Origin of the sequence: Candidatus Pantoea soli, assembly GCF_007833795.1 — a bacterium.
Taxonomy (GTDB): domain Bacteria; phylum Pseudomonadota; class Gammaproteobacteria; order Enterobacterales; family Enterobacteriaceae; genus Pantoea; species Pantoea soli.
This window is the reverse complement of sequence record NZ_CP032702.1, coordinates 28276-42576: the sequence shown is the minus strand read 5'-3', so window position 1 is coordinate 42576 and position 14301 is coordinate 28276. Positions and strand designations below refer to the sequence as shown.

The window sequence follows — 14301 nt, the reverse complement described above, 5'->3', positions numbered from 1 at the left end:
GGATGGATGTATCGCATGGGTAAGCCGCTAGCGACGATCATGACTTGGGATGATGATACTTGGGAAGAGTTTATACATGATTGGTTAACAGAATGTCACACCGTGAAATATATTACCCATGAAAGACTTGGAGGGGCTGGGGATAAAGGTCGAGATATAGTTGGTTTTATAACTGATCCTCATATAAAGAATTACATTTGGCATAATTACCAATGTAAGTTCTATTCAAAAAGACTTAGTTTTTCTGATGTGGCTGATGAATTTGGAAAACTCATTTTTTTTACAAAAAATGGAGATTTCCCAACCCCCGAAAAATATTATTTTGTAGCTCCAAAAGATCTGTCTACTACTTTTTCTGAATTACTAAGAAATCCTAGTTTGCTAAAAAATAAGATCTTAAATGTTTGGGAGGAAGCAATAAGTAAGAAAATCACATCGACACAGACAATCCCATTAACACAAGATTTGATTGATTATATTAACAATTTTAATTTTGATATTTTTTACTCACTCCCATTATCCAAGGTTTTGAGTGAAATAACAAAGACACCTCTGTATTTTAAGTACTTTAACGAAATGTTCTACGCTAGAGATTTCCCAGAATTCACACCGACTTATGATCCTTCAATTGAGTCAGTATATGTTGGGCAGTTGTTAGATGTTTATTCCGAAGTTTCTCCTGCTGGAAAGATGAACTTAACAAATCTAATCCCCCCTTATAGCAACCATTTTAAAGGGTGCAGAGATGATTTTTATTTTGCTTCATCGCTCAGTCGGTATATAAGGGATTCCTTTGTTGAAGATAATTTCAAAATATTGAAACGTTACATTACATCATCTATTGAAAGCGAAATTTACAAAAAACATAGTAACTCGTTTGATAGATGTAATGAAATTTTAAGGCAAGCATCTCTGACTACTATATCACACCCTGTCTTATCAAAGATATGTGAAGTCCCTGATAAAAAAGGGATTTGTCACCACATGATTAACGATGGGGATTTGCAATGGAAGATATAAAAAAAATGAGTTTATATAACTCTCAAATTGAAATGTCCATTAGGATCGCCAAGATTCTTATGGGATTTAATCCTACGGGATTAAGTATTGAAAAAATTATATGTGTAGACTTTATTGTTCTCAACTTAAACGATTTCATCCCGACTCAGGATAGCCTTCACCCTGCAATTCCTAGACGAGATACTCAACTGGCTATTACACGAAAAACATTTACGGAGTCTCTCGATTTAATGAAGAAATATAAAATAGTGAAAGAGATATTTACCGAAGATGGAATTATATTTGCAGTGACAGACAAGACTTTTTCATTTACGAACGCTATTCAAAACGAGTATATTTTAAAGATGGAAAAAAATATACAAATTACGAAAGAGCATTATGGCTTTCTAAATTTCGGTGAAATGAAGGAGTTAGTAGCGTCAAAATTTGGGAGATTAGATATGGAGAGCCATTATGAACCATTACTTTAAAATTAAAAGAGTAGTAATAAAAGGAAGCATTGTCCCTCCTGTTTTAATTGAATTTGGCCAAAAACTTACAATTATAACTGGTGGTTCTGATTCAGGGAAAACATACTTTTATAACTTGATTCGCTATCTTTTTGGCAATGATGATTTTGAGAATGCTGGTATTAATGAGGCGAGGGATTATGATAGCGCTCATATAGAATTTTCTATTGGAGAAAAACCATATTCTATTGAAAGAGAATTACATAATAACAGTGAATACAAATTGTATTCTGGATGGGGGGACACGATAGACCCAACCACTTTCATTCAAAAAATAGTAAAAAGCAGCAACTCTAAAAATAGTTTCAACTCAATTTTTTATGACAAACTACAATTTAAAAAAGCCAAAGTTAGGGTAAATAATAGTGGTGGAGTCAACAGTTTTAATTTAGGAAGTGTTTTTAATTTCTTTTGTATAGATGAAATTAGAATATTGACTGGAAAATCATTGCTGCTTTCTGAGCAGTATACAGAACAAACCAAGAGCAAGTCAGAATTCAAGTTTTTACTAACGCAAAGAGATGATGCATTAATTGGCGAAGAAAAGCCTAATAAGAAAGCGAAAGGTTTTTTAAAAAAACAAGTAAAGGAATTAATTGAAGAAATAAGCAGAGGGTTGACTTACCCTCATATGACATTGATAGAAATACACGATGAATTGATAAATATTGAAGAACAGCTTGAGATCGTGGCTCATGAAATTAATGCTTTGCTTGAGAATTATAGTGAAAAAATAGAACTGATAAATGATATAAAGGATGAGATTTCTCATTTGCAAAAAAGAGAAAGTTACTTATCAATGCTAATAAATAGATTCTCAATGCTTAGGGAATGTTACCTTTCTGATTTGCAGAGAATTGATTCCATTTCACAGGCAGCATTCTTCTTAGATAACTTTGTTGAGGAATTATGTGATAACTGTGGTCACACAATAAACAAATCCTCAGAAATAAGTTATGAACAATATCTCTCATCATGCATTGCAGAATATAAAAAAATAGGATCGCAACTTAACGGATTAATCAATTCAATAAAGTCTAACGAAAAAGAATTAGAACATGTAAAAGAATCCATTGGTGATAGCTTAAAAATATTAGATATAGAAATGGAAAGCTATGAACAATTGCACAATATTGATTTAAAGCTTTCCAAGAAAAAAATGGATGATCTGTATGCTTTGAAAGAAGTATTCTCAGCCGATTATTCCAAGCATAAAATAATTAACTCATTAGAATCTAAGGGCGACGACATCGACAGCGATGTTTATGACGCAAGTACTTTTGATAATTTAGATCCCAATGAACTCAATGAATTGGTTGAGGAGTTCAAAGATTTACTTAACGCAATTAGATTTAATTCAAGCTCAGAAAACATTGTTGTGTTTGATGATGTTTCATATGATTTTTTCATCAATGGAAAAGCTAGGTCTCTATACGGAAAAGGTAGTCGCGCTGTAATATATGCTTGTTTTGTAATTTCTCTAGCGGAGTGTTTAGCCAAAAAAAATAACCCACAGATAGGCTTTGTCTTATTGGATAGCCCACTGGTAACTCACTTTGATAAAAAAAGAGAAATTAAAAAATCAGAAGTTAACCCCACATCATTGACGGATGCATTTTATCAAAATTTGATAGATACAGAGTTAAATGTCCAAGTTATTTTAATTGAGAATAAGGGTCCAAGTTTTGCAGTTGAAAACGATGATTATGTCAAATTAATTGACTTGAATTATGAAGGCTCTACAGGAATATTCCCTAAGCGTTTTTAAAATTGATAACGTAGCGTGGCGCGCAATGCTCTCCCTGACACGCCTGCCCGCTTAAGAGGTCGCTTTTAATGCAGGTGCATGAACCGGCTCAGGCCGCGCCGGTACTGGTGTTGCGTGGGATAAAAAATACGGGGATTTGCATGCAAAACCATGCACCTTATGGATGCATGGCTTTTTTTCGGCAAAATTGGCGAGATTTCCGGGGATTTTTTGACGGGCTACTGCGCGGCAAGTTCTGCGCGTTTACGGCTGTAATTCTGGTTTTGTGCAGGGGTGAATTTTTCACGATGATCATCCCGCGAAGCCGTATTAGGCCTGAATCCGATGGCCGTTAAAATGTCATTATCCAGTGCGGAATAATTAATTTTTTCACCGGTGGTAAGCCAGACCTGCAACGCTTCATGCAGATAATCGACCGAATGCTGTATCAGAAAGTTTTTTACAGCAGGATGCTGGTCGTTATATTCCATCAGTTCGGGGGCAAGCGCGGCGGCCAGCTCTGCACCATGCGCCTGCATAAACTCATGCAGCCGGTTACGGATACTGATGCGCTGTACGTCCTCATGCGAACGGATATAGCGACCGGCCGACTGATTAATTTCCCATTTTTTCACGTCGATAATATCGTGCAGCGTTTGCAGGCACCGGGGCTGTGAACATCGCCGGTAATAAGCCCTTCGCGGTATTCCTGCTCAGCCTCCACCAGTTCAGTTTTATGGTTCAGCCAGGTGGTTTTATTGTTCTGGCAGGCTTCATAAGCCTGCTCCAGCGTTAATGTTGTCATCAGGTGTCTCCGTGGTCGCTACAGGCTTTGTTTTCGGGCTTTCCCGGAATGCGCCGCGATAAATTCATCACCCGCTAAATCAGTGTTTGAAGGGCGCTGAATGACTGAGTCAACCGATTCCATCGTCCTGAACGTGGCGGAGCACATAACATTCGTGCACTGGTAATAGAGCTGTTTGACTGTTTCGGACAGATAGCGACTGGTACGGGTATGCGCCGGACCTTTGCAGAACGGACAGTACATCATGACAGCAGCCCCCGCGCTTTCAGGTCATCCTCACGCACACGCAGTTTGTCAAAGAAGGTTTTGCGCTGACCAGTGGTCACCGCGACACCGTAATTCATGTGCGGCAGGGTGTCAGCCGACAGCCCAGTTTTGTACAGCACCGGCTCATCTGCCAGACGAATATGGCGGTCGTTTACCGCACGCTCAAGCCACGCTGTTACCTCCTGCATGACCGCCTTATCCGGTTTAACATAACCCTGAATACCCACGGTATTCGCCAGCGGATTACCCAGCGCCAGCATTTTTAGTTTCATCGCCCGGACAAGTGCGCCGCAGGTATCACGCAGCGCGTTCTCCAACTCTTTCCCGGCGTACTGGCTGAGCACGTTGTGATGCGCCTGACGGTATGCTCTGGCCGTGCCGTCACATGCGCCTTTCAGACGCTCGCATTCATAACCGAGTACCTCAGCCAGCCTGTCGCACTCCTGCACCAGCTCACGGGAGGCCACGCGAGCCAGATGCTGTTGTTTCAGCTCATCCGTCAGCACTGCCCCACCGGCACGGAATGCAGTGCGCCATGCGCTGGCATCACTGCCGTTTTCCTGTTCAAGCTCAGCTTTCTGCTCAGCGGTTCGGGTAATGGCCGTGGTGGTGTCATCCATCTGACGGGCGTTTTCCAGATGGGCAGCTCTGGCCATTGTTTACGGGTGAGGTTGAATAGCCACCCGCTTAACCTGAACCCTTCGCTTTAACGCGCGGCCTGTTGTTTAAGGCGTCGCGGTGCCCGGCCGCCAGCCGGTACGCGTCAGTCAGTGCTTATTCTGCGTAACCAGACTGCTCTGCCAGTCACTGAACAGCGTCAGCCAGTTTTTAACCGGCAGGTTTTGCTTCATGCCGGTGCCAAAACCGTGTCCGCCCTGCTGAAACAGATGCAGCTCAGTCGGTACATGATTTTTCCGCAGCGCATCGAACAGACGCAGCGCATTCTGCGGCGAGGCGGTGCCGTCGTTCAGCGCCTGCACCAGGAAAGTGGGTGGCGTCCGGCCGGTTACGCGATCTTCCTGAGAATTCTGCTCAATCAACTGCGGGCTGAGCGACTTGCCATACAGCGCTGCGCGCGTACCCGGATGGGTTACGCCATCCTTCAGCGACACCACCGGATAAATCAGCGCACTGAAATCCGGACGCGCAGAGGTCTGGTCCTGCGCATCGGTCGCCGGGTAAGTGGTCTCATCCGGGTTATTGCTCAGGTTGGCGGCCAGAAATGCGCCGGCCGAAAAGCCCATGACGCCGATACGATCGGCTGCCACGTTGTAGTGCGCGGCGTTAGCGCGAATCAGGCGCATGGCACGCTGTGCGTCTGCGAAAGCGTGATTGCGATTATCGTCTGAGCCATCACGCGGGAGGCGATAAATTAAAATAAATGAAGCATATCCTTTCTGGCTAAGCACTTTCGCCACGTCCAGCCCTTCAAGGTCTTTCATAATATAAGAAAAACCCCCACCGGGAATGATTAGCACCGCCGAATGATTATTTTTTCCGGCAGCCGGAACATAAATCATTTGCGGATTATCAACCTGGGTAACCGCGCGGTTATTTACCGCCGGGTTTTTACTGAAGTTAATAAACTTATTATTTCCTGGCGCTTCGTGGGGCCAGATCGGAATTTCCTGACTGGCAAAAGCAGCGGGTAACCAAATCACAGTGAGTAACGCCATTAACCGCGGAAAAAACATCACACCTACTCCCGATGTTGAGTAAAAACAGCCACAAAGCCAAATTTCACCGCCGTTCTGGCGCGGCTCCGTCGCACTTCCCCATGAGATACAGAAAAAAGTTGTGCTAAAAATCAGGCAAACCCCGACCATAGCAAATAATAATAGTGATGCGCAGTGAATATAATACCGGCCCAGGAAAAATTAGAATTTTCTCATGTTTACGTTAACAAGGCCGTATGTTATAAGTAAATTTTAAACTATAAGAATCCGTGACCATGGGAATTTACTGGATCATAAGTCTTGGCCTGACTTTCGTCGCTATTGTCGAAATCATGTTAAGTAAAAAGGAAAACACAGCACAAATCAGGACATGGCTTTATTTTGTTGCCGCATTAGTACTTATTACTTTCGCCGGTATTCGTGGCCTGGGAACCGGTCTTGATGACTTCCAGTATCGCGATTTTTATGCGCAGTTTATCGATAAAATTATCATCGAGGGCTTCTGGCGTGCGGTAGTGGAGTTCCGCTATGAACCGATGATTTACGCCATCGCTGGCGTAACGCGCATTTTCACTGCCAACCCCGATATCTTTATCTTTGTTTTTGCCCTGCTTGCCGTGGGCGTCAACGCGCACTACTTCCGCAAGCTGACGCCGCTGCCGCTGGTCGCGCTGGCGGTCTACTCAGCGCACCTGTTCATTAACAAAGATATGAACCAGATTCGCTTCGGCTTGTGTTCGGCGTTTTTGCTCGGCTTTCTGTACCACATGTCGCGCCGCAGTAAATCCGGTATGTTCACCACCTTCATCCTCTCCTTTATCAGTCACGCAACGGCGATTGTGGCGCTGCTGATCCCGATGGCGATGGTGATTCGCAAAAACAAATACATCCCGATTATCATTGTGCTGGCCAGTCTGCCGCTGGCGTTTCTCGGCAGTTCGGCGCTGATCGCCGCGCTCTCCAGCCATCTGGGCTCGCTGGGCGACAGGGCCATGGGCTATGCCGATGCCGATTCCCGTCAGGAGCAGGGGATTTTTACCCTCTCTAACCTGAAGAATATCGGTTTCGTGTTTATTTTCAGCTACATGCTGCTGAGCGATAAGATCAAAAACTTCGATGCGGAAAAGTTTAATACCTATTACATCCTCGTCGTCACTTTCGCTATCGGCAGCGGCATGAGGATGGCACTGCAGGATTACGCCTCGGGTGGTCGTCTGGCGAACTACCTGCTGCAGGTGGAGCCGGTGCTGATTTCCCTGTGCATCTGGGAGACGCAGAAGCTGAAAAAGGTGCTGGCCACCGCGGTGACGATTCTGATGGTGCTTTACTATCTCTACTACAATACGGTGTCGAGTAAACAGTCGATTGTCGGTTACGAGGTATCGCGAACCTTCCAGCTGTTTAAATAAACCCCGATAAAACGCTAACCAAAAGGTTAGCGTTTTTTATTTATACAGCGCCGGACATATCCACCAGGGAAATTCTGAATATGGCGCACGCCCTGCCGATTGCTTGATTTTTGCTGCTTTTAAACCTCTAATAGTTCCTGTCTGCTCGCAGATATTCATTAGTAAGATTATTCTTAACTCCCCAGGCTAAGTCTTTCATGGCTTTTCATGGCGCAACGTCACTTGATGAAAGAATGCTGACATGAACGAAAAAAACAATTTTGACATCGTAAGGCTCTCGCTGGCTTTTATCGTTATGCTGGTGCATTCCGCTGAGGTTACGCGCAACGCGGATATCCGTTTCCTTGCACATTTTTTAAATAGTGACTTTGCCGTAAAAGGATTTTTCGCAATAAGTGGTTTTCTTATTGCAAAAAGTTACTTAAGAAGTAAATCGCTGACCTCTTATTTTGTTAAACGTGCGCAGCGTATTTTACCGGCTTATATTTTTGTCATCGTTATGTGCTTTGCCATTGGCATGTGCCTGACCACATTACCGCTGATGGATTTCCTGAAAAATAAAGAGACGCTGAAATATTTAGTTGCGAATTTCACCTTCCTGAACTTTATTCAGCCCTCCCTGCCGGGTGTGTTTACCGATAACCCGAATCAGCCGATGGATGGCTCGCTGTGGACCATTAAAGCCGAGCTGACGCTGTATGTCCTGCTGCCGTTTATTGTGCCGCTGCTGAAAAAGAGCCCGCTGAAAGTGTGGGGCGTGATTTTCGTGATCTCCTGCGCCTGGTTCTTCTATTTCACCGCGGTATATACCGGTGCCAAAGCTGACACGCTGGCGAAACAGTTTATCGCGCTGTCATCTTACTTCTTCTTTGGCAGCCTGCTGGCGGTGCACCAGCCGACGTTTGACCGGCTGAAGGAGATCACCATCGTGTCGCTGGTGCTGTTCCTGCTGTTCAAGAACACCAATTACGCCTTCATCATTGAGCCGGTGGCGTTCTCTTCGGTGGTAATTCTGTTCAGCACCAACCTGTGTAAAGAGATCAAAATCAGCCAGTATGGTGACCTCTCCTACGGCATGTATCTCTATCACTGGCCGATTATTCAGGTACTGCAGCATTTTGGCGTGTTTGATACCAACGCCTTCCTCGGCCTGCTGATGGTCATTGTACTGACGCTGGCACTGGCGTGGCTGTCATGGCATCTGCTGGAAAGCCGCTTCCTGAAGCGTGCCCATCACGCCCAGCCTTCCATTGTGCCGAGCGTGGCACGCGACTAACCCCCACGGCCGCCAGCGATGGCGGCCGTGCTGTCTGTCGGTTAAAGCAACGGATGTGGCGCCGGGCGCGTGTCCGGGGCTGCCGGCAGCAGTGCCCTCCACTCTCACGGCGCAATCAAAACCGCTTCATCACCCGGTGATTCAGAGGGTGCCGCCCGCGGATAAGCGGTAATGCAGATTTACCTGCTCAAGGGTGGGCTGCCGGTGAATCTTCTTCAGCACAATCTCCGTGGCCACTTTGCCCATCTCGAAGCGCGGGGTCACCACGCTGGCCAGCCTTGGCGTGGTGGCCTGCCCAATCTCCAGTCCGTGAAAACCAGCAATCGCCAGCGTGCCGGGGACGGCAATGCCAGCCGCCTGACACTCCTGCAGCACGCCGACCGCCAGATCGTCATTGGTGCACAGAATCGCATCCATCTGCGGATAGCGCTGGCGCGCCAGTGTCATCATATCGGTGCCAACCGAAACCGATGACACCTGGTTGGGCACGATGCGCCCGGCGGGCAGAGCGGCGGCCGCCAGCGCATCGCAGTAGCCGGCGTAACGCTGCTCGTCGCGATGATCGGACATCGCGCCAAAGTAAATCACGCGCCGCTTTCCGCTCGCCAGCAGCATCTGCGTCATGTCATACCCGGCCTGATAATTGTCGAAACCGACGTTAATGCGCCCGCGAGCCTGCGTCATGCCCATCACTTCAGCCACCGGAATCGTGGCCGCATTGAGGTATTTTTCCGCACGCAGGGTGTGCACCGATTCCGTCAGGATCAGCCCTTTGATATCCAGCGCCAGCACGGTGGCGATCTGCTCCTCCTCGCGCTGCGCATTGTAGTCGTAGTTCACCACCAGCGTCTGGTAGCCGTGTGCACGGGTGACCGATTCGATACCGGCCAGCACATCAGCAAAAATCTGGTTGTGAAAAGAGGGGATCAGCACGCCAATGCGCGGCGGATTGGTGCGGGATGCGGAGGCGCTGTTGTCTGCGACATAACCTATTTCCGCAATCACGCGGGCAATGTTCTCTGCCGTTTCGCGTTTAACTTTTTCCGGCGTGCGCAGGTAGCGGCTCACCGTCATCTTGGTGACGCCGGCCAGCGTGGCGATATCGTCCAGGGTGATGCGCTGCGTTTTCATTGCGCTTTCCGCAAAGGGGGCCTGTGAATCAACCTATTATGCCCGCTGGCCGGGAGAAAAAGAACCTGCGCGCCGCCTCTGCCGGGGTCGCTGTGGTACCGAACGGAAATTTCATTTTGCCATTCCGATCCGGCAGCATTTTTCAGGCTGCTGCCGACCATGCTGATAAAAAACCTCTCATTTCAGCCCGCTGTCCGGTTGATGGCGGTCACATTCTGCGCCATTTTCGCCACCGCATTCACAGTTATCGGAAAAAATAATCCAAAAAACATCATTTAGAAAATATATTCCATTAAGACGCCGGGCGGCACCGCCGCGCTTCGGTACACCGCGCTTTTCGGACATGCAGCGTCCGGGCTGTAAAGACAAGGGGCTTAACATGGATACCAGGCAAAAACGCTACAACATGAAGTATGTCATTCTCTGCTGTACCGTCGCGGCCTTTGGCGGCCTGCTGATGGGATATGATTCCTCGATTATTTCCGGCGCCATTGAACCGCTCAGCGAATATTTTCAACTGACACCCGCCGAAACCGGCTGGGCAGTTTCAAATATTCTGCTTGGCAGCCTGGCAGGCTGCTTTATTGCGCCACGCCTCAGCGACAGGCTGGGCCGTAAAAAATCACTCGCCATTACCGCACTGCTGTTTACCGTTTCGGTTGTCGGCACCGCCATTGCCCATAACTTTACGGTGTTTGTGCTGTTTCGTATCGTCGGCGGACTGGCCATTGGACTGGCTTCGGTAATCTCGCCGATTTATCTCGCGGAGCTTTCGCCGTCGCGCTTTCGCGGCCGCACCACGGCGCTGTATGCCGTCTGCTGCGTGGGCGGACAGTCGGTGGTGCTGCTGACCAACTACTACATTACAAAATTCACCCTGCCTGATGTGATGATCGCCCTCGGCTGGCGCTATATCCTTGCCACGGCTCTGGTGCCCTGCGCCCTGTTTATGCTGTTTATCGCGTTTATCCCGGAATCGCCGCGCTGGAATGTGCTGAAAGGGCGCGATAAGGAAGCGCTGGACACGCTGAGCAAAATCTCGAATCGTGCTCACGCAGAGAGCGTGTTTAAGGAGATCAAACAGTCGTTTGCGGCCCAGCACACCGGGCAGCACAAAGCGCGTCTGCGTCTGGACAAGACCACCGTGCCACTGCTGGTGATCGGCATCGGGCTGGCGGTTGGTAATCAGATCAGCGGTATCAACGTGATCCAGTATTTTGGCCCGACGCTGCTGAAAAACGTTGCCGGCAGCACGGATTCGGCGCTGCTGCAGACCTTCTGGCTGTCGGTGTGCCAGTTTATCGGCGTGCTGGCCGGTATGCTGCTGATCGACAAAGTAGGGCGCCGCAAACTGCTGCTGCTGGGTGCCATGACCTCCTGCATCTGCCTGAGCTACTCCTTTACCGCGTTCTATTACAATCTGTCAGGCATGCTGGCGGTGGTCGGTCTGTTTGCCTATATGATCTTCTTCGGCATGACCTGGGGCCAGATTGTCTGGACGGTGCTGGGAGAAATCTTCCCGACGCAGATCCGTTCCCTGTGCGTCGGCCTCTCCATCTGCGCCATGTCGCTGGCCAACTTTGTTATCAGTTCTGTGTTCCCGATCATGAACAGCAATCCTCAGCTGCTGGCGCTGTTCCACGGCGGTTTTCCGCTGCTGCTGTTCGCCATTTTCTCGCTTGGCATGTACTTCTTTACCTTCCGCTATCTGCCGGAAACGGCGGGTGTCTCGCTGGAAAAAATTCACGGACTGGTGCTGGAGAAGTTCAACGTCGAGGCAGAGGTGCCGTCGGGTCTGTCAGCGGCCCAGGATCGAACCTCTTTTGATCTGCCGCGTCACTGAGGCAGCCTCAGCGCGCAAGGTCATTAACTGACGGCGCGCTCATACTGCTCAATCACCGCCAGCGCCAGCCCGTTGGCGGGATCGATACGCTGCGGCAGAAAATGCAGCGTGGTATGGGCAAAGGTGAAAGCCAGCGTGCTGGCCTGCGCCGTCTGCTGCACCGCCTGTACAAAGGCAGGGTGCGCGTTGAACGGGCCATCAATAATGATGCTGGCCGGATTCACCAGCTGCATCACCTGGCTGAGCGCATGGCCAAGATGCGCGCCGGCGTCACGCAGGATGGCGTTCACAATCTCCGGCTCGCTTTCACGGTTCTGCCAGCGCAGGCCCGTTTTGCGGCGCGCCAGCTGCTGCTGGATGGCAGGCAGGCTGACCAGCGTTTCCAGACAACCCTGCCGGCCGCAGCTGCAGCGCACGCCGTTGGCCTGCACCGCCAGATGCCCGATTTCGCCGGCCGTCCAGCTGCTGCCGGTAAACACTTCGCCCTGCTCTACCAGCGCGCCGCCCAGGCCTTCGGCAATACGCAGATAGAAGTGACTTTGCGTTTTATTCAGCTCCAGCTGCTGCACCGCCAGCAGAGACGCCGCCTTCACATTGTTCATGATGCGTAAGGGCAGCGTGCAGCTGTCCTGCAGCGGCCTCAGCACGTCCACATCGCGCCAGCCGAGGTGGGCCGCAAAATGCACCCGTCCGCGCTGCGGATCAATAATGCCGGGAAAGCCAAACGCCACGCCCAGCAGTTCCGGGTGCGCCGCGCGCAGCGTCTGGCACACTTCGCCCAGTTCGTTTAGCAGCGCCCCGGCATCGGCGGTTTCGGTACGCCACGTCTGCTCGGCGACCACCTGAGAAAAATAATCGCAGACGCGCCAGTGAATGGCCTGACGCTCTACCATGATGCCCGCGCTTTTCAGCTTTTCCGGGCGCAGTGAAATTTCGATTTTCGGCCGGCCGGCGGCAGCCACGCTTACCGGGCCAAGCTCGCGGATCAGCCCCTGCGCCAGCAGGTCATCGATGATCAGGGAAACGGTGTTTTTGCTGAGATCCAGCGCCAGCGCCAGCTCCTGGCGTGAGGTGACGCGGGTCTTGCGCAGCTGCGTCATGACCCGCTTGAGATTATTGCGTCGAAGTAATGCTGGACCTTTCCCGGCTGCTTTCATCGCACCCTCACCAGACAAACAGTTAAGGGATAAGTTTAGCAGTCCGGCGCGCCGGCTAACCGGCGGATGAACCGACGTTTTTACGGCGTCAGTCGCAGATTACAACTTAATATTCATCGCCGCGGACGCGGCTGCGATAGCTTTCCCAGTCGAAACGCACCCACAGGCTGTTACCAAGGCGCATGCGGTCCATGACCCGCTCGCCCAGCAGTGCATTCATGCCGGCCGGATCGAGGTTGGAAAGCATACCGGTGGGCCGCTTGGACGATGAGCGGCGATCGACAATCTGGTTGATGATCACTTTTTCGTAGCGTGACTCACTCTGCATGCCAATCTCATCGATCACCAGCAGATCAACATGACTGAGATCCTGCAGCAGCCGCTCTTCCGTGATGTCACTGCCGCCGCTGAAGGTGCCTTTCATGCTCGACATCAAATCGGCTACCGTGACGATCAGCACGCTTTTACCGCGGATAATCAGGTCGTTACCGATTGCTGCCGCCAGATGATTTTTGCCGGTGCCCGGGCGGCCGGAAAACACAAAGCTGGCGATGCTGTTATCAAAAGCGGCGGCATACTCGCGCGCCAGACTGAGCGCCTTGCGCTGGCCGTCGTTTTCCACGCGATAGTTATCAAAGGAGCAGTTCATGTGCAGCTCACGGATGCCGGAGCGCCCCATAATGCGCTGCATTTTCATCGCCCGGTTTTCGCGCATAATGGCTTCCGAGCGCAGACGGCCCTGCTCCTGATTCCACGCCAGCAGCTCAGCACCACTTTTGAATTTGGGCTGAATATCCGCTGGCATAAACTTTTTCAGGCGACTGAAAAGATCGTTTGGCGTTTTCATTACTCACCTCGAAACCCATCGGGAATATCGTAATCGGTATTGCTGACCTGGGTGACATCACGCTTTGGCTGGCCGCCGTTTGCGGCGCGATTCATCTGCACGCTGCGCGCCAGCTTCTGCTGCCACTGCACATGGTGAAACAGCCGCCCCTCAGCCTGCCAGTAAGCCACGAACGCGGCCAGCTCTGCCGGCGTCACCGGCTCACTCAGCGCCACGCCCCAGATGGCCGCCTGACGCTGAAAATCGCCGTCCGGCTGCCAGCCCGGATACATGGCAAATTTACCCGCCGGCACCGGCACCGGGGCGGCTTCGCTGTGAAACAGGCTGTCATCCAGCGCGACGTCGCTGGGCTGCTGCGCCGCCGCTTCCAGCGCCAGCAGGTGTGCCAGACGCTGCGGTGTCAGCGCATAAAACGCCGGCGCGTTATTGTGCAACACAGCCAGCGTGCCGTTATCGGCCTGCTGTAACGTGGTGAGCGGATCCTGGCAGAAGCCATCCAGCCCGACCAGCGTAGAAGATAAGATTTTAACTGACATGAGGAAACCTGACGTTGAGCAACCTGACACGCCGATGACCCCGGCGCTAAGCGCTCAGTGTACCTGTTTTAGCACCGG

Annotated in this window: 14 protein-coding genes and 1 pseudogene; 7 read left to right on the top strand and 8 right to left on the bottom strand. The window is 50.1% G+C overall.

Features of this window, described 5'->3' with window-relative positions; translation table 11 throughout:
* The first annotated feature begins 15 nt into the window (after positions 1-15).
* The 3 genes from D8B20_RS00210 to D8B20_RS21510 are packed head-to-tail and all read left to right on the top strand — an operon-like array spanning position 16 to position 3297.
* On the top strand, positions 16-1020 hold the full coding sequence (locus tag D8B20_RS00210) for an ABC-three component system protein (protein ID WP_186454391.1): 1005 nt from the start codon (positions 16-18) through the stop codon (positions 1018-1020).
* Complete coding sequence (locus D8B20_RS00205; protein WP_145886044.1) at positions 1008-1490, top strand: ABC-three component system middle component 2; 483 nt, start codon at positions 1008-1010, stop codon at positions 1488-1490. The genes D8B20_RS00210 and D8B20_RS00205 overlap by 13 nt, the downstream gene beginning before the upstream one ends.
* Positions 1474-3297, top strand: coding sequence for a coiled-coil domain-containing protein (locus D8B20_RS21510; protein WP_186454390.1), 1824 nt, complete (start codon positions 1474-1476; stop codon positions 3295-3297). Before D8B20_RS00205 ends, D8B20_RS21510 begins: the two co-directional genes overlap by 17 nt.
* Positions 3298-3515: 218 nt before the next feature.
* On the opposite strand, the pseudogene D8B20_RS00190 reads toward D8B20_RS21510, so the two are convergent.
* The 4 genes and pseudogenes from D8B20_RS00190 to D8B20_RS00175 all read right to left on the bottom strand — a co-directional run bounded on the left by D8B20_RS00190 (position 3516) and on the right by D8B20_RS00175 (position 5868).
* Positions 3516-4081 (bottom strand): annotated as a pseudogene (locus tag D8B20_RS00190) (phage polarity suppression protein).
* A gap of 18 nt (positions 4082-4099) precedes the next feature.
* The gene (locus tag D8B20_RS00185; protein ID WP_145886041.1) at positions 4100-4327 is read right to left on the bottom strand and encodes an ogr/Delta-like zinc finger family protein; all 228 of its coding nucleotides are present in this window, start codon (positions 4325-4327) and stop codon (positions 4100-4102) included.
* On the bottom strand, positions 4324-5004 hold the full coding sequence (gene sid / locus D8B20_RS00180; RefSeq protein WP_145886039.1) for a capsid size-determining scaffold Sid: 681 nt from the start codon (positions 5002-5004) through the stop codon (positions 4324-4326). Before sid ends, D8B20_RS00185 begins: the two co-directional genes overlap by 4 nt.
* A gap of 111 nt (positions 5005-5115) precedes the next feature.
* Entirely contained in the window at positions 5116-5868 is a 753-nt protein-coding gene (locus D8B20_RS00175) for an alpha/beta hydrolase (RefSeq protein ID WP_315901157.1), read from the bottom strand.
* A 488-nt stretch (positions 5869-6356) separates the two neighbouring features.
* Here D8B20_RS00175 and D8B20_RS00170 point away from each other — a divergent pair, with 488 nt between their 5' ends.
* Together D8B20_RS00170 and D8B20_RS00165 are read left to right on the top strand one after the other, a co-directional pair.
* Positions 6357-7433, top strand: coding sequence for an EpsG family protein (locus D8B20_RS00170; RefSeq protein WP_261388042.1), 1077 nt, complete (start codon positions 6357-6359; stop codon positions 7431-7433).
* 241 nt (positions 7434-7674) lie between these two features.
* Positions 7675-8709, top strand: coding sequence for an acyltransferase family protein (locus D8B20_RS00165; protein WP_145886035.1), 1035 nt, complete (start codon positions 7675-7677; stop codon positions 8707-8709).
* Positions 8710-8850: 141 nt separating this feature from the next.
* Here the strand turns inward: D8B20_RS00165 and D8B20_RS00160 are convergent, their stop codons facing one another.
* Positions 8851-9840 (bottom strand): LacI family DNA-binding transcriptional regulator, encoded by a 990-nt coding sequence (locus tag D8B20_RS00160; RefSeq protein ID WP_145886032.1) that lies wholly within the window; start codon positions 9838-9840, stop codon positions 8851-8853.
* A 23-nt stretch (positions 9841-9863) separates the two neighbouring features.
* Here D8B20_RS00160 and D8B20_RS00155 point away from each other — a divergent pair, with 23 nt between their 5' ends.
* Together D8B20_RS00155 and D8B20_RS00150 are read left to right on the top strand one after the other, a co-directional pair.
* Positions 9864-10100 carry a hypothetical protein gene (locus D8B20_RS00155; RefSeq protein ID WP_145886030.1) on the top strand — a complete coding sequence of 79 codons (237 nt, stop codon included), beginning with the start codon at positions 9864-9866 and terminating at the stop codon, positions 10098-10100.
* A gap of 119 nt (positions 10101-10219) precedes the next feature.
* Positions 10220-11683 carry a sugar porter family MFS transporter gene (locus tag D8B20_RS00150; RefSeq protein ID WP_145886028.1) on the top strand — a complete coding sequence of 488 codons (1464 nt, stop codon included), beginning with the start codon at positions 10220-10222 and terminating at the stop codon, positions 11681-11683.
* 23 nt (positions 11684-11706) lie between these two features.
* On the opposite strand, the gene D8B20_RS00145 is transcribed toward D8B20_RS00150, so the two are convergent.
* The 3 genes from D8B20_RS00145 to dnaT all read right to left on the bottom strand — a co-directional run bounded on the left by D8B20_RS00145 (position 11707) and on the right by dnaT (position 14223).
* A complete protein-coding gene (locus tag D8B20_RS00145) occupies positions 11707-12840 on the bottom strand; it encodes an ROK family transcriptional regulator (RefSeq protein ID WP_145886026.1) in 1134 nt (377 codons plus the stop codon).
* 106 nt (positions 12841-12946) lie between these two features.
* Complete coding sequence (gene dnaC, locus D8B20_RS00140) at positions 12947-13687, bottom strand: replicative helicase loader DnaC (protein ID WP_145886024.1); 741 nt, start codon at positions 13685-13687, stop codon at positions 12947-12949.
* Positions 13687-14223, bottom strand: a complete 537-nt coding sequence (dnaT, locus tag D8B20_RS00135; protein ID WP_145886022.1) for a primosomal protein DnaT — start codon at positions 14221-14223, stop codon at positions 13687-13689. The genes dnaC and dnaT overlap by 1 nt, the downstream gene beginning before the upstream one ends.
* Positions 14224-14301 lie beyond the last annotated feature (78 nt).